14 protein-coding genes and 1 other annotated feature are annotated in these 15,745 nt (G+C 37.8%); of the genes, 9 read left to right on the forward strand and 5 right to left on the reverse strand.

Annotation, left to right across the window (positions count from 1 at the left end; translation table 11 throughout):
• Window positions 1–25: 25 nt before the first annotated feature.
• Window positions 26–343: a spore coat protein gene (locus FQ087_RS00685; RefSeq protein ID WP_149578655.1), complete on the forward strand. Its 318-nt coding sequence runs from the start codon at window positions 26–28 to the stop codon at window positions 341–343.
• A gap of 70 nt (window positions 344–413) precedes the next feature.
• On the opposite strand, the gene FQ087_RS23275 is transcribed toward FQ087_RS00685, so the two are convergent.
• Window positions 414–680, reverse strand: a complete 267-nt coding sequence (locus FQ087_RS23275) for a DUF5658 family protein (protein WP_223145585.1) — start codon at window positions 678–680, stop codon at window positions 414–416.
• A 249-nt stretch (window positions 681–929) separates the two neighbouring features.
• Between FQ087_RS23275 and corA the strand changes: the two genes are divergently transcribed.
• From corA to FQ087_RS00705, 4 genes are all read left to right on the forward strand, one after another.
• On the forward strand, window positions 930–1,892 hold the full coding sequence (corA, locus tag FQ087_RS00690; RefSeq protein WP_149578656.1) for a magnesium/cobalt transporter CorA: 963 nt from the start codon (window positions 930–932) through the stop codon (window positions 1,890–1,892).
• A gap of 145 nt (window positions 1,893–2,037) precedes the next feature.
• Window positions 2,038–2,880, forward strand: coding sequence for a glucose PTS transporter transcription antiterminator GlcT (gene glcT, locus FQ087_RS00695; protein ID WP_149578657.1), 843 nt, complete (start codon window positions 2,038–2,040; stop codon window positions 2,878–2,880).
• A gap of 377 nt (window positions 2,881–3,257) precedes the next feature.
• Window positions 3,258–5,294, forward strand: a complete 2,037-nt coding sequence (ptsG, locus tag FQ087_RS00700) for a glucose-specific PTS transporter subunit IIBC (RefSeq protein ID WP_149578658.1) — start codon at window positions 3,258–3,260, stop codon at window positions 5,292–5,294.
• 233 nt (window positions 5,295–5,527) lie between these two features.
• Window positions 5,528–6,964 carry a DEAD/DEAH box helicase gene (locus FQ087_RS00705; RefSeq protein ID WP_370456021.1) on the forward strand — a complete coding sequence of 479 codons (1,437 nt, stop codon included), beginning with the start codon at window positions 5,528–5,530 and terminating at the stop codon, window positions 6,962–6,964.
• A gap of 62 nt (window positions 6,965–7,026) precedes the next feature.
• On the opposite strand, the gene asd is transcribed toward FQ087_RS00705, so the two are convergent.
• From asd to FQ087_RS00725, 4 genes are all read right to left on the reverse strand, one after another.
• The gene (asd, locus tag FQ087_RS00710) at window positions 7,027–7,809 is read right to left on the reverse strand and encodes an archaetidylserine decarboxylase (RefSeq protein ID WP_149578660.1); all 783 of its coding nucleotides are present in this window, start codon (window positions 7,807–7,809) and stop codon (window positions 7,027–7,029) included.
• A gap of 25 nt (window positions 7,810–7,834) precedes the next feature.
• Window positions 7,835–8,368, reverse strand: coding sequence for a CDP-diacylglycerol--serine O-phosphatidyltransferase (gene pssA / locus FQ087_RS00715; RefSeq protein ID WP_149578661.1), 534 nt, complete (start codon window positions 8,366–8,368; stop codon window positions 7,835–7,837).
• Window positions 8,369–9,050: 682 nt separating this feature from the next.
• The gene (locus FQ087_RS00720) at window positions 9,051–9,500 is read right to left on the reverse strand and encodes a YusW family protein (RefSeq protein WP_188006596.1); all 450 of its coding nucleotides are present in this window, start codon (window positions 9,498–9,500) and stop codon (window positions 9,051–9,053) included.
• 86 nt (window positions 9,501–9,586) lie between these two features.
• Window positions 9,587–10,492, reverse strand: a complete 906-nt coding sequence (locus FQ087_RS00725; protein WP_149578663.1) for an AEC family transporter — start codon at window positions 10,490–10,492, stop codon at window positions 9,587–9,589.
• Window positions 10,493–10,870: 378 nt separating this feature from the next.
• Between FQ087_RS00725 and FQ087_RS00730 the strand changes: the two genes are divergently transcribed.
• The 4 genes from FQ087_RS00730 (at window position 10,871) to FQ087_RS00745 (ending at window position 15,305) form a co-directional block, all read left to right on the forward strand.
• The gene (locus FQ087_RS00730; RefSeq protein WP_149578664.1) at window positions 10,871–11,422 is read left to right on the forward strand and encodes a DUF420 domain-containing protein; all 552 of its coding nucleotides are present in this window, start codon (window positions 10,871–10,873) and stop codon (window positions 11,420–11,422) included.
• Window positions 11,423–11,915: 493 nt separating this feature from the next.
• Window positions 11,916–13,922, forward strand: a complete 2,007-nt coding sequence (locus FQ087_RS00735; RefSeq protein ID WP_149578665.1) for a penicillin-binding transpeptidase domain-containing protein — start codon at window positions 11,916–11,918, stop codon at window positions 13,920–13,922.
• Between the two features lie 309 nt (window positions 13,923–14,231).
• A complete protein-coding gene (locus FQ087_RS00740) occupies window positions 14,232–14,663 on the forward strand; it encodes an NUDIX hydrolase (RefSeq protein ID WP_149578666.1) in 432 nt (143 codons plus the stop codon).
• A 108-nt stretch (window positions 14,664–14,771) separates the two neighbouring features.
• The gene (locus FQ087_RS00745) at window positions 14,772–15,305 is read left to right on the forward strand and encodes a dihydrofolate reductase family protein (RefSeq protein ID WP_149578667.1); all 534 of its coding nucleotides are present in this window, start codon (window positions 14,772–14,774) and stop codon (window positions 15,303–15,305) included.
• A 128-nt stretch (window positions 15,306–15,433) separates the two neighbouring features.
• Window positions 15,434–15,695 (forward strand) — a binding site (T-box leader).
• The last annotated feature ends 50 nt before the right edge of the window (window positions 15,696–15,745 follow it).

Raw genomic sequence — 15,745 nt, forward strand, 5'->3', positions numbered from 1 at the left:
TGAATGGAAATGAGGGTAATGTGCAATGACCACTTTCGGAAAAATTAGTAACCCAAAGTCACCGCTTTCTAAAAAGTCCGCAGTCAATGATGCTGATTTGTTAAATACAGCAATAGCGACCGAAAAAAACATGTGCAATTCCTACTTAATTGCCATGCATGAAGCGAGCAACGGGAAGTTCTACTCGTTACTTTTTGATATGATGAAAGAAACATCTCATCAACAACGTAAAATGTTTGAACTGCAGTTTCAACATGGTTGGTGCTCACTTACGCCTGTTGCAACTGCGGAAATCACAGCCCTGAATCAGGAGTATACCGAATACCGGCAACAACTAAAATAAGGAGAAATCGAACTAAACACCACTTCATCGATTGCCGAATGAGTGGTGTCTGTTTTTGGAGCTCTATATCTTAAAGAACAAATGAAATCCAATAAATATGCTGAAATAGAACGAAACTGTAAAGCAGAATGGCGGCTCCTACTAATAATTTTAAATACCCTTTCGGCTCTATCTTTGTTAGTAAATAGAGTAAAACGAGCGGCAAACCAATTTTAATTGAGTAAAATCCCCAAATGCTTGTATCGTAGATAAAACGCATTAATGGGTTCGCTTCGGTGATATATTTTTTTTGTATACCAAAGTCAGTGAAAAAGGAATCAATAGCGGCTAATAGCAAAAGAAGAATACCGGCGACAAGTAGTTTTTTACGAGTGAAAAATAATGTGTTTACAACCTGAATATGTATGCCTCCTTAGTTGAGTATAGTAAAGTTCTAATAAGAGTTTGGCATAACTTTTGGTGATTCATACAAGTCAAAAAGATTATCTATTAAACGGATATAGTAGTAGTGAATGATTTTATTTTTGTATACTAATACTATCCAGCTATTGATAGGGTATTGTGGAGTTAGAAAGAAGGTGTTCGCTTGATCCGGATAATGGGACTAACAGAAGAGAATGAGTTGTTGTTCGATTTTTCACTAGAAGACTTACATACGCGTCAATTCAAGTGGTACTGGTTGGATTTGGAGAATCCTGATGAAGAAGAGGCTTCCTTATTGCATTCATTTTTTCATTTTCATCCGCTTACTATCGAGGATTGTTTAAACAGACTTCAAAGACCGAAATTGGATTTCTATGACGAATATGCTTTTTTTGTATTGCATGCTATAAACCATGAAAGTATAAGAGCTGAAGAGATAAATCTGTACCTTGGAAAGAATTATGTCATCACTTTTCACTATACAAAGATCTCAGGTTTAGAAAATGCGAGAGAAAGGATTATTGAGAACCCGGGCATGTGGAAGCAAGGCCATGTTTTCGTTGCGCATCAGATCATCGATAAAGTAGTCGATGAATATTTCCCGGTACTTCATAAAATAGAAGATCATCTGGATGAAATAGAAGACACGCTTTCACCATCAACCGTTCATTTATCCATGGATTCTGTCTTCGAAGTCCGCAGCAATTTGTTAAGGTTAAGACGAACAATCTTGCCGATGCATGAACTTTTACATCGAATAATTAATTCGGAACGGATAAAATTATCCGCGAATGAACAAGCCTATTTTAGTGATATCTATGATAATTTGTTGCGACTCGGAGATATTCTTGAATCTAATAGGGAACTGACAGCTGATATTCGAGATAGCCAATTATCCATTAACTCGAATCAGATGAACCGTATTATGATGATACTGACCATTGTGTCTTCCATTTTCATTCCCCTTACATTCATAGCAGGTGTGTATGGGATGAATTTTGATTTCATGCCGGAACTTACTTGGCGATACGGGTACATCATCGTATTAATAGTTATGCTAGTAATAGGCTCATCTATGTTGGCATTGTTCAAATATAAAGGCTGGTTGGGTATGTTTAAACCTTGAATGGTAACATTTGTATGAATAACATAAGGCGATAATAACAAGTCTCGTGACGGTTAAAAGTATATTCATGGAAAGCGTAACAAGCGCCTAATCAATTGGGATTAGTGTTAGAATAGAGTCAAGAAAATATAATGGAGATAGATAGATGAAAACGTATCTAATTAAGAAGGCTTTGAATAATAATGTGCTCATTGCTACTGATGTTAATGAAAATGAGGTCGTTTTAATTGGTCGAGGTATCGGCTTTGATAACAAAGCTGGGGAGTCGATTATTCGAGAAAAAGTCGAGAAATTGTTTGTATTGAATGATCCTAAAGAGCAGGAGCAGTACAAACAACTTATTTCCACTCTTGATGAAAAGACGTTAAAAGTACTAATTTCTGCAGTCGAAATTATTCGAGAGCGAGCTGGCATGCCGCTAAATGAACATATTCACGTTGCACTAACAGACCATTTGTTTTTTGCGGTTACCCGTATGAGGCAGGGAATGGCAATTCGGAATCCTTTTTTGCTTGAAACAAAGGCACTTTATCCTGATGAATTTAAAATTGCTGCTGAAGTGACAGCAATGGTTAATAAACAGCTGACTGTTGAGCTCCCTGAGGGGGAGATTGGTTTCATTGCCTTACATATTCACAGTGCCATTGTAAATAAAAACATACGTGATTTAACGATATATTCAGACTTAATCGTCCAACTTGTCAAAATTATTGAAGAACAACTTGACATAGACATTGATAAGAATAGTATTGATTATATGCGGTTGATCCGCCATCTACGTTTTACAATTGAGCGAGTGGTACGTGGAGAAAAGATTGCAGAACCGAAAAAAATTACAGGACTGTTAAAAATGGAGTATCCTTTTTGTTACAATTTAGCTTGGAAGCTGATTAAAGTAATGCAACAGACGTTACAAAAAGAAATCTATGAAGCAGAAGCGGTTTACTTAACACTTCATCTTCAAAGGATTCAAGCAAAAATTGAATGAAAATCATAGTCCGTTTTGGTCCAAATAAATTCATTTGCAAGTTTTTAATAACTATGATAGGGTTATTATGTAAGTCATTGGGTAATACTATTTACGTCTGACATAATTTATAAAAACATTATCTTCGTACGTGTTACTGATACGATCAGGCATGAGTAAAAAGATGATTGATGATAGTTTTGGGGGCAACTCTTGGGCTTATTTCAATTTCCTTTTTTCTCATGTCTTTTTTGTATGTATATATATTGAACAAATGAATTCCTATATAAACTGAGCAAAGGCATTTTTTAACGCCGTAGCGGGTTCAAAGGATTTTATTATGTCGATATATAGTTGAAAAACCCCGATGACTGATTAACTATTTAGGAGGTTTTAAAATGTTTAAAAAAACTTTTGGTGTTTTGCAAAAAGTTGGCCAAGCTCTAATGCTACCAGTGGCCCTACTCCCAGCAGCCGGTTTATTGCTGGGGTTTGGTAATGCTGCTCAGCAAGAAACAATGCTAAATTATCTGCCGTTTTTGTCTGCAGATTGGATCCAATTGACAGCAAAAGTAATGGAGGATGCGGGTGGAATTATTTTTGGTAATTTACCGCTGATCTTTGCAATTGGTGTCGCGATTGGGTTAGCAAAAGATGGTGCTGCAGCTCTTGCGGCACTTGTTGGTTACCTAGTATTGAATCAAGTGATGAGTTCATGGCTGGGGATTACAACGGACATGCTTGCTGATAATCCAGCCTATGCACTTGTCTTCGGAATTCCAACGTTACAAACGGGGGTTTTCGGGGGTATTATTGTAGGTTTGATTGCAGCGTTTTGTTACAACAAGTTTCATGACATTGAAATGCCTTCCTTCCTTGGGTTCTTCGCAGGGAAAAGGTTCGTACCAATTGCTACTGCTGGTGCAGCTTTCATAGCTGGATTACTATTGATCATTATTTGGCCGACAGTTCAAGCTGGAATGAACAGTGCATCGCTTTGGTTACTAGATGAAGGTACATATATCGCTGTATTCTTCTTTGGATTTATCAAACGCTTGCTAATCCCGTTTGGATTGCATCATATTTTCCACGCACCATTCTGGTATGAATTTGGTTCGTATACGACGGCCGCTGGAGCAGTGGTTCGCGGTGATATGACCATCTTCTTTGCACAATTAAAAGATGGTGTACAGCTTACAGCTGGTAACTTCATGGGCGGAGAATTCCCGATTATGATGTTTGGTTTACCAGCGGCGGCGCTTGCGATGTATCATGCAGCGCGACCAGAAAAGAAAAAGTTAGTTGCAGGTCTATTAGCATCAGGTGCTTTAACCTCATTCCTAACGGGGATAACTGAGCCACTTGAATTTTCATTTTTATTTCTGTCACCAATACTGTTCTTACTCCATGCTGTTTTAGATGGTTTATCATTTGTACTGATGACATTTTTGGAGGTTCATATCGGGTACACCTTCTCGGGTGGAGCCATTGACTTCTTCCTCTTCGGTATTTTACCGGGCAAAGAGTCATGGTGGATTGCCATAGTACTCGGCCTTATTTTTGCAGTGATTTATTACTTCTTGTTCCGCTTTATGATTAGTAAATTTAATTTAATGACGCCAGGACGAGAAGCAGATGATGACACAGAAGAAGTGAAAACGAGTTCGAAGGGGAACACTGATCTTGCTTATAATATTCTAGAAGCAATGGGTGGTCAAAAAAACATTAGCCATTTAGATGCTTGTATTACAAGGCTTCGTGTATCTGTTGTCGATGTTCAAGCTGTTAATAAGAAAGAATTGAAAAATTTAGGTGCGGCAGGCGTACTTGAAGTTGGTGATAATATCCAAGCTATTTTTGGCCCACGTTCTGAAATTATAAAAGGACAAATTCAAGACGTAATCAGTGGAAAACGCCCTCGTTCTGAGGTGGTCGAACAGCCTGTTCAAGCCGAAAGTACAGTTACTACTCATCAAGTTAATGATGAGTTTATTTCACCGATACAAGGGGAAATTAAGCCGCTTTCAGAAGTTCCCGATCCAGTGTTTGCCGAAAAAATGATGGGCGACGGTTTTGCAATTGTACCTTCAGAAGGTACTGTCGTTTCACCAGTTGACGGGATAATCGTTAGTTTCTTCCCGACAAAACATGCATTAGGGATTCAAGCTGATTCAGGAAGAGAAATTTTAATCCATGTTGGGATTAATACAGTTAAATTAGAAGGTAAAGGTTTCGAAGCTTTAGTTGCACAAGGTGATCGTGTTACTAAAGGACAACCTTTGTTGAAATTCGATGTTGATTATATTAAGGAGCATGCGACTTCAATCATTACCCCAATCATTTTTACTAATCTATTTGAGGGTGAATCAATCGTTATTAATAAGTTAGGTATTGTTGCATTGAAAGAAGAAAATATTATCGCGATTGAAAAATAAGAAAAGCGGAAGGCTCCTGGAGCTAGACACTATGCTAAGTCAAAAAACGTATACGTTCTTACCTGTTAAGAATGGGTGTAAGGCCCCGTTAGAGAGAAATCAGCCATGTATGAAAATGGCTGATTTCTTTCTTTTTTGTATATCACCTTTAAATTTAGTGTCAGAAGACTTCCTTAACTGACGAATGGACCCTGTTTGTGAGATAATACACTTAGAATGAGAGGCTGATTACAATGACATTTCAAAATTACAACTTAAGCAAGGAGATTACACGGGCGCTAGACGGGCTTGGGTATTCTTCACCTACAGAAGTGCAGGAGAAAGTAATTCCTGCGGCACTTACTAAAAACGATTTAGTTGTCAAATCACAGACGGGTAGCGGGAAGACAGCTGCTTTTGGAATTCCCATATGTGAAATGGTGAACTGGGATGAGAATAAACCACAAGCGCTAATCTTAACGCCGACGCGTGAACTTGCAGATCAGGTAAAAGAAGATATTACAAACATTGGGCGTTTTAAGCGTATTAAAGCTGCTGCTGTTTACGGGAAATCTCCATATGCGTATCAAAAAGAAGAACTGAAGCAAAAATGTCATGTTGTTGTCGGAACACCGGGGCGTGTATTCGATCATATTGAACGCGGTTCGCTTGTACTTGATCAAATTGAATATCTGATACTTGATGAAGCTGATGAAATGCTAAATATGGGCTTTATTGACCAAGTTGAATCGATTATTAATAAATTGCCGAAAAATAGAACGACGATGCTTTTCTCAGCAACACTTCCTGAAAAGATTGGAAAACTAAGCAGTAAATATATGAACAACCCAAAAAATATTGAAATCGCTTCAACTGTTACATTGACGGATCAAATTGACCATTCACTAATTATCGTCAGAGACCCACAGAAATTTGACCTGCTACGCGATGTGACGGTTGTTGAAAATCCGGATAGTTGTATTATCTTCTGTCGGACGAAAGATCAGGTGGACAGTGTGACTGAACAGCTTGAAAAACTACACTATACATGCGATAAATTACACGGCGGCATGATGCAAGAAGACCGATTCTCTGTTATGGATGAATTCAAGCGTGGTGAGTTCCGCTACCTGGTTGCAACAGATGTTGCTGCACGTGGTATTGATATTGACAGCATTACGCATGTTATTAACTACGACCTTCCTGTGGAAACAGAAAGCTACGTGCATAGAGTAGGTAGAACGGGACGAGCAGGTAAGAGAGGGAAGGCGATTTCATTCGTCACACCTAATGAAAATCACTTCCTTGATGAGATTGAAGCTTACATCGGATTTGAAATTCAACAACGCAATGCGCCATCGAAACAGGCAGTTGTAGTAGCAATGGGGGCATTCACCGAAAAAATAGAAAGCCTTCCTGAATTGAAAAAGAACAAAAATGAATTAGTAAACAAAGATATTATGAAGCTCTATTTTAACGGCGGTAAAAAGAAAAAGCTCCGCGCTGTTGACTTTGTCGGTACAATAACAAATATTCCGGGCGTATCTGCAGAAGACATCGGTATCATTAAAATTCAGGACACTGTGACGTATATAGATATCCTGAACGGCAAAGGTAAGCTGGTTTTGAATGAAATGAAAACAACAACAGTTAAAGGGAAATTATTGAAAGTGCATAAAGCGAATAAATAATTGACCAGTAAAAAAGCAATCCTTAGTCAGCGAATACTGCTGATTAAGAATTGCTTTTTTATTTACTGCTGATTCCATTTACCAATTGGTTGTCCGACATGTACTTCACTGTTTAACTCAACAGTCGGTGTAAAATCAGGATTATTTTCTAAAAACAAAATAACGGTAGAACCGAAACTGAAATATCCAAAGTCATTTCCTTTAATACATTCTTTCGAAGAGTTAAGGAGCTGAATGCTATTCACATTTAGCGCACCGACTTTTACAATTGCTACTTTTCCAAAATCCGTCATTACTTCTGAAATGAGACGGTGGTTCGTGGAGAAGGGGCTCTGTCCAAGGCGTAATCCTAAACTATTTACTGGATAAGACACACCGCCTAGAGCATAGCGTGAAACCAATTCTCCCGTTACAGGATAGTGGAAGTGATGATAATGGCTAGGTGAAAGGTAAAGGATATAATATGTCCCATCCTTATAAGCGGCAGCTTTATCTGAGGTTCCCATTATTTCGTTTATCCGATACTGATGGCCTTTAATCAGAAAGGTTTGGTCGACAGCTATTTTCCCTGTTCCGCTTACGACTCCATCGACCGGTGAAGTGAGGGTGTTTGGGGAAGAATCCACATGGCGTGCACCTTCATGCAGACTGCGGGTGAAGAGTGCTTGCAGACTTTTATAGTGAGAGATTGGGTATTCCATTTCTTCATTATTAATGCGATAAGCATTACTGAACGGCTTAACGAACGGCAAGCTTAATCGAGAACTAGTAAATGATTTTAAAAGAGCAGAAGAAACTGGATTCCCTGTTAACTCAACAAAAGATTTAAAGAGTGCTTTTTTCATTTGATTTATCCTCCGAACTAGTCATTTATACTTTCGTAATACGAATGTTGCTAATCATTAATACTGACATAATCAACATTAATACAACGAAAAATAATGGTCCGATATATGGAACAAGGAAAAAGCTTAAGGTCATCACAATACCTGCCGCTGTAATCGGAACACCATAAAATGCACCATCAAATTCAGATGAATTGTAGCGGGCAAGACGAACTGCGCCAGCCAACACATAAAAGATCGTGACGATGATCCCGAGCCAAGGCGTCTTGTAGAGTGTTGTTTCGTAAATTAATAACGCAGGCGCTAGACCGAATGAAACAAGATCGCACAACGAATCAAGCTCTTTCCCGAAGAGGGACTCTGCATTGTAATGTCTTGCCACCATACCATCGAAACGATCGAATAATGCAGCAAGGAAGATAAATAGTAAACTCATATGACCTAGGCCTTTTAAAATAAGAATAATAGCAATAACGCCGAAACTTAAATTCATCAATGTAATTGCATTAGCCAACTGTGCTTTAATTTTGGATTGTTCAGCATAATCAGGTGAAAACATAAAACACCTCCTAATAGTATATATACGGTTTTGGATTAATTAACAGCCATTATTTTAACTACCCGAAAATATAATGATAACATGATTACTGTGTTGAAAACTGTTAAATTAAGACCGAATTAAAATAAAGTATAAAAAGTGTCGATTTTATTGAATTTTAAGTTGCTTCGGTAATAATTATTGGTTTAGTATATAATCGGTAATCTTATATTATACTCGAATAGTTATTCCTGCGCAATTTATAGTTTGATTTGTCTCCCGTGCTAACGGACAGTAAGATCCCCACTTCAAGTATTCGAAGAAATGAGAAAAATAAGTGGGGAACTTAGAACCCCCACTTATTGAAGATTAGTTTTATAGTAGATCTCGATTATAAACGATTAAGAGCTATGAATTATATATTGCTACTGATTAAAAGACGAATAAGTAGAGAAAAGGTTCGAGATGAAATAAAAAGTATTTGTATCTCTAATGCTAGCGCAGTAACCGTGTCAGCTTGTAATGCTGACAACCGACAAGAGTGTAGCGCCTGTTAATGCTGAAAAGACATCTTGGAAATGTTTTCTTGTTAATGGGCTCATTACATTTTTTAAAACTTAGCGAGGAAGCCATGTGGAAAATCAAAAAAGAAGAAAAACTCCGCAATCGAGTAACTGATTGTGGATTTTTTCTTCTTTTGATATTACTTTGACATCATTAATTCTTTTTTGTCGTGGCCTTTAAATTTTACTTTCAATTGCAAGTTTTTATAATCAATAATCTCGAATGCCTCTGATACTTTCTTAATCATATCCTCATCTTCCGTATCAGGTTCGAGTGAGAGCTCATTGAAAATTGTATTGAGCTTATCCATCGCTTTGTTGCCATGCAAATAGGAATCCTCGATTTTATTTTCATAGACAGCCTCGGTCTTATCACTTTTTTCATCGTAAGTAGCGATAAGAGCCTGTTTCATTTCTTTTGTATCGATTGATAAATCGAAAGAAGTGAAGCCATATGTGTCCCCAAGAGGTTCTTTTGAGGTATCAGTTTCTGTCTCGGATTTGGTAACTATATTTTTATTACTGCAACCGACAATAAGTACTATGGAAAAAAATACTGTAATTAATAGCATTAACTGTGTCCTTTTCAAGTCGATCATCCTTTCCCGCTTCATTAACAAAAATAGACTATTGTTAATCTAACCTTCAGAAGGGGAAGTTATACGGGTGCAGGTAGTTAAACTCCTAGGAAGAACAGTATGACGGGAATGGTGATAATGCTTATTAGTGTCGTGAAAAATGTTGTAAATGATACAAGATCAGGTTCCGTCCCAAATTGTAATGCAAGCATTGTTGTATTTGCCGCTGCCGGCATGGATGCTTGTACAATAATAACTGCCTTTAGAAGGTCATTAACCGGCATGAAATACAAAATTCCGACTGCAATCAACGGAGAGGCGATCATTCTGATGATACTGACTGCAGAAACATAACGGTAAGCGACTCTTTTTCGCGAAATGGCCGCTAGCTGCATACCGAGTACAAGCATTACTGTCGGAATAGATGCATCGGCAACGAGACTGATGGCTTCCATGACTGTTGAAGGAATAGGTAATGAAACTAACTGGAGTCCGATCCCTAAAAAGGCGGCGTATATGAGTGGCATGCGGATCACTCGTTGTGCGGACTGGCGTAATGTAGATTTTTCTTCTCCACCAATTGATGCAAAGAAGATCCCGACAGTATTCATTAGTAACGATTGAAATACCATCATAATGACGGCATAGTCAAACCCGACTGCTCCAAATGCAAACAGGACTACCGGTGCGCCGTAGTTTCCGCTATTCATAAATACGCCACCAAGAATCATTGCCGATAGCTGTGGCCGCGTTGCCTTCATAATAAGTGCTGTAATCCACACAACAATTAGCAGGCCAATTGTAAGAAGTAAACTAAACAAGACAATATAGAAATAGTCCATCGTCAATTCATTAGTGTAAAATGTCCGGAATGCTAAAAAGGGAGACATTAAATAAAGGGCTGCTGTTGAAATAGACTTAATATCAAAGCCTATAAATTTTTGTCCTATATAGCCAATAGAAAAGATGATAAATACCGGTAAAATAATTAATAGTAAATTCATTAGGGTTCAGCTCCGACGTTTTGACCTGCTACTAGCATAGCAGAATTCAAACTATTCAACTATAACCCTTGTGGAAAGTTTATTACGGTATAATTATTAAGCTATGAACGAATGAGAAACGTGTTGAAATGGTTTATATTGAACGAGTTAAATAAAAAGGAGCTGTACGCTTATGGTCGAAAGAAGGATCAATAATTTCAAAACGAAGCGATTGAAAGGAAAAGTGAAGCAGCATCTTACGTAGGCTATGGTTGAAAGTGAGTGGGGGACTAGTATTCGTTCACAAAAAAGTACTCTTTGATAAGGCACTGATTTACTTCTTGTTATACAATTATAGAAAAGCGTTTTATTTTACTAGTAATGGAGTGAATGACTTTTATGCCAAAGAATGAAGAATCTGCAAAAACGTTTAAAAAACGAAATTATAAACCATGGATCATTGCACTCTCGATCATCTTGATTGGGGCGATTGGCGTACTATCTGGAATGCGAGGGGTTAAGGATTTTGATGCATTCGATATAACAATACTGCCTATGACGAATGCAATATTGAACAGTTTTACATTTTTATTCCTGGTGTGCGCTCTTATCGCCATTCTTAAACGGAATATAACCGTGCATCGCCGCTTTATATACGCCGCGTTTGTCACAACATTTCTCTTCCTAATTACGTACGTCTCTTACCATTATCTGGCGCCATCCACGCCTTACGGTGGAGAAGGATTTATGGCAGGATTCTATTACTTTATTCTAATTACACATATTGTACTTGCAGCCGCTATTGTCCCGCTTGCACTAACGAGTGTGGCGCGCGCATGGAATATGGAGAATGAGCGTCATAAAAAAATTGCTCGATGGACAATGCCAATATGGTTATATGTCAGCTTTACTGGTGTGTTGGTTTACATACTGATTTCTCCTTACTATTAAGTGAGTCGTAGGAGTTAGTATAGAGATATGGACTCGCACTTAAATTAACATCATAGTAGTACAAGAATTAGCACTGCCTTTTGGCGGTGTTTTTTGTTAGTTAGTGGAATTGAATAAAAGAGGACGCTCTATCTTGAGAATATGCTTTAGATTATTCATGTTGAATTAATGAAACTTTCTGCATAATATAACGTATAGTTAGTAGTGAGTTCTTTTTGAGGTGAAGGATACCCTCTGAAAAAGAGTAGGGTTTTTGTGTGAGTAACTTGTGGCGGTCATAACAAGCTTCGTGCCGGTCATAAATGCCCCAATGGCGATCATAACAAGCTCCGTGCCGGTCATAAATATACCCGTGGCGATCATAACAAGCTTCATGCCGGTCATAACATAGTCTGCAGTTATTAGTAAGTCAAGTAACGTCTTGAATCCAAGGACAAGTACTTAAATTAACAAATGTTTTTTTGTATAAATACAAATGAAAGAGGTCATTCATATGAGAAAATGGAGAAGTATCGGTATCTTTCTAATTGTTATTATTGCACTCGCAGCATGTTCAAAGAAGGAGACACCTGAAGATAGACTTACGACTTATGTCGAGCTTTGGAATAACGCTGAGTTTAAAAAAATGTATGGAGAATATGTAAGTGAAGCATCAAAAGAGGCATTTGGTTCAACTGAATACATTGACCGAACGACGAAACTTTATAAAGATTTGTCTATCACTGATGTAAAAGTCGTATTTACTAAGCCAGATGGAGATAAGGAATATAAATCTGAAGAACAACCTGAGTTTCCTGTTCACATAACAATGGAAACACTTGCAGGTCCAGTGGAATTCGAGAAAAAAGTGATGATGACATATGGTAAATCAGGTGAAGATGAAAATTGGTTTGTCGAATGGGATCCTTCTTTCATTCTGCCAGACTTAACGTTGTCAGACAAAGTGGGCATTTCTACTATTACCTCAAAGCGCGGTGAAATATTTGATCGCAACGGACTTCCTTTAGCTATAAATGGAAAAGGGTACGAAGCAGGAATCGTGCCAGAAAAATTCAATGAAGAAAGAGATGCAGAAAAGCTCGCAACAGTACTTAGCACAACACCTGAATTTATTAACAAACAACTCAATCAAAGTTGGGTCAAGGCGGATCAATTTGTGCCCATTAAAAAAGTGGCATCTAGCCAAGAGATTATTATTGAAAAAATGATAGAAGTACCAGGGGTTACTTATACACAAGTAGAAATGCGGGAATATCCATATGGAGAGCCACTTTCACATCTTACTGGCTATATCAGTCGCATTAATGCCGACGAATTAGAGAAAGTCAAAGATCAGGGCTATGTGGAAACCGATTTTATCGGTAAACGTGGGCTGGAACAACTGCTTGAAAAACAGCTTCGTGGTCAGGACGGGTCCCGAATATATATTGAGAAAACGGCACAAGGAGCGGAGAGAATCACGATAGCTGAGAAAACTGCGACAGATGGAGATTCAATCACATTGACAATTGATGCGAAACTTCAACAGAAGACATTTAATGCTATGAATGGTGAGGCTGGAACAGCGGCGGCAGTTGACCCCAAAACTGGAGAAACACTAGTTTTGACAAGTTCGCCTGCTTTCGATCCAAATGAATTAATGATTGGTGTCAGTGCAATTCGTTACGAAGAATTAACTGAAGATCCTTTACAGCCACTATTAAACCGATTTGCAGCTACATATGCGCCAGGTTCGGCAATAAAACCAATTACAGCGTCTATTGGATTAGAGGCAGGAACAATTGATCCTAGCAAAGGCTATACAATTGAAGGAAAGAGATGGAAGAAAGATGAGTCATGGGGTAATTTTGGTGTCACAAGAGTTTATACACCACCGAATCCAATCGACTTAAAAAAAGCAATTGCTTACTCAGATAATATCTATTTTGCAATGGAAGCAATTGGAATGGGGAAAGATACCCTAATAGAAGGCTTGAAAAAATTCGGTTTTGGAGAAGATATCCCCTTTAGTTATCCTGTGCGAACTTCGCAAATATCGAATGATGGAACGATTGGAACAGAAGCACAACTTGTGGATACCTCCTATGGACAAGGTCAAATGTTAATGAACATTGCTCACTTAGCTTCGAGTTATGCTCCAATCATTAATGATGGAAAGATGTTCAAGCCGGTTTTATTCGAAGATGAACCAAAAAGTGAAATATGGAAAGAAGGACTAACTTCACCTGAGAACGCTGCAATCCTTCGTGCAAATCTACGTGAAGTCGTTGTCAATGGCTCTGCCAAAGATGCAAATATCCCTTCTGTTAAACTTTCTGGAAAGACAGGGACTACAGAATTAAAGTCATCACAGGAAAAAGGCGGCAAGGAAAATGGATTCTTTGTCGGCTATCAAACGGATGAAACCTCTTATATTCTGGCGATGATGATCGAAAGCATAGAAGATAATGGTGGAAGTAGCCATGTAGTAAAAATGGTAGCAGAAGTCATGGGGAACTAATAGCTGTTGAATAATGGTGCAAGTATTCAATAGATAGTAATGATCTCAGGTCACTTTGGAGAATGAAAGAATAGCTCCTTTTCTATTAGGTCTTTCCGTAATAGAAAGCCATCTTTTCTTTCGTTCCAAAAAGCTTAAGCACTTCGTCTACCTGTGGCTTTGAAGAGCGAATGATGAACAACCGCCTTGCGAAGTCGCATCCCTGTAAGTAGCGACTAGTGTTTGATCAATTTATTAGCTGGAAAAGTTAGTTTATAAACAGACGTATAACAATCGTAGGTAATGGTTTTAAAAGGGGGATTTGACTATATGAAAAGAGTAGACGTTGCATATGTACTCTTATTTGATAAGCATGATAGGGATGTATTGATGGTCAAAAATATAGGAGTAGGCTCATCTTACTATACACTCCCTGGAGGAGCGGTGGAGAAAGGGGAAACGCTTGAAGAGGCTGCTATTCGTGAAGTTAAAGAAGAAACAGGATTAGAAGTACAAATAGACGGTATTTTTACTGTGAGTGAAGCATTTTTTAAAGAAAGAGGGCATCACACAATATTATTTACTTTTCATGGGAAAATAATTGGTGGAGAAATTAATATTTCATATCCAGAAGAAATCGAAGAAATTACTTGGATGCCCGCCGAAGTGGCGGAAAAATACATACATCTGATAAGTGGATTTGAAGGATTGGTAAAACGAAAAAACAGGGTTCCATATATTCTTAGGGATGCTGATAGATGAAATTTTAATAGCCATCTACATGTGCAAATATCGGGGTAAAATAGTTGTAAATAGTTTATAATAGTAATAAGAACACACATTCTTTTTGGTGTGGATGAGGAGGATATAATGAGTAGTCAACGAAAATTAGTATTATTCACTGCTGTAAGTCTAGATGGTTATATTGCTACAAAAAGTGATACTTTAGATTGGCTTTTTAAAGTCGAAGGAGAAGGAGATAATGGTTATTCAGAGTTTTATGAAACTGTGGATACAATCTTATTGGGCAGAAGAACTTATGATTGGATATCAGAGAATATGACAGGGGATTTTCCATATAAAAATAAAGAATGTTACGTCTTCTCAAGGTCTACTAACGAGGATGGAAATGATGTAAAATTTGTTAGCGATGAGGTCGTTGAATTCACTAATAAACTTAAAAACCAAGAAGGGAAAAACATTTGGATTGTTGGTGGAGGAGAATTGTTGCACTCTTTTATAAAAGGGAATTTAGTTGATGAACTTATACTTACAGTTGCTCCAACATTAATAGGAAACGGTATTCCTTTGTTTAAAGAGGGTGATTTTAATTTGGAGCTTTCTTTGAAAGGCATTAAGCGTTTCAATCAATTCGTTGAACTTCATTACGAAGTACACAAGTAAAAAAAGTTTCACTTGTGTTTTTGGAGAAGAATTTCACAAAAAGCATGCAAGTCATCGAGAAGGATTCTGTCCAGTGAAGATAATCCTTGCTTTTTTTTGAATAGTAAACTAGAATTTGTAGAAATAAATGAAAAGCAATGAAGAGGAAAAGTAAAATGATGATGTCTTATAGAGAGCTTCTGTCGGTGGAAATGAAGCGGACTAATCGTTTGAACATGATCTCTGAGCTTCGTACTGAACGTGACTTCACTAGTAGGATACGACAAGATTTGACACTTGTTACAAATGTCAAAGTATAAAGGCAATCGCTCTTTGTACTTTTGGAGACAAGCAACGTGAGTTGTTTGTGCATACAAGGTGGTACCACGAGATTTAAACCTCGTCCTTATCGATTTTTTCGATGAGGGCGAGGTTTTTTGCATTTTAAAAAAGGAGATGTT

This window comes from Sporosarcina sp. ANT_H38 (genome assembly GCF_008369195.1).
GTDB lineage: Bacteria > Bacillota > Bacilli > Bacillales_A > Planococcaceae > Sporosarcina.

Coding starts and splice junctions, on each gene's coding strand:
- FQ087_RS00685 (WP_149578655.1), top strand. CDS start 26: ATGACCACTTTCGGAAAAATTAGTAACCCAAAGTCACCGCTTTCTAAA.
- glcT (WP_149578657.1), top strand. CDS start 2,038: ATGAAAACGTATCTAATTAAGAAGGCTTTGAATAATAATGTGCTCATT.
- ptsG (WP_149578658.1), top strand. CDS start 3,258: ATGTTTAAAAAAACTTTTGGTGTTTTGCAAAAAGTTGGCCAAGCTCTA.
- FQ087_RS00705 (WP_370456021.1), top strand. CDS start 5,528: ATGACATTTCAAAATTACAACTTAAGCAAGGAGATTACACGGGCGCTA.
- asd (WP_149578660.1), bottom strand. CDS start 7,809: ATGAAAAAAGCACTCTTTAAATCTTTTGTTGAGTTAACAGGGAATCCA.
- pssA (WP_149578661.1), bottom strand. CDS start 8,368: ATGTTTTCACCTGATTATGCTGAACAATCCAAAATTAAAGCACAGTTG.
- FQ087_RS00725 (WP_149578663.1), bottom strand. CDS start 10,492: ATGAATTTACTATTAATTATTTTACCGGTATTTATCATCTTTTCTATT.
- FQ087_RS00730 (WP_149578664.1), top strand. CDS start 10,871: ATGCCAAAGAATGAAGAATCTGCAAAAACGTTTAAAAAACGAAATTAT.
- FQ087_RS00735 (WP_149578665.1), top strand. CDS start 11,916: ATGAGAAAATGGAGAAGTATCGGTATCTTTCTAATTGTTATTATTGCA.
- FQ087_RS00740 (WP_149578666.1), top strand. CDS start 14,232: ATGAAAAGAGTAGACGTTGCATATGTACTCTTATTTGATAAGCATGAT.
- FQ087_RS00745 (WP_149578667.1), top strand. CDS start 14,772: ATGAGTAGTCAACGAAAATTAGTATTATTCACTGCTGTAAGTCTAGAT.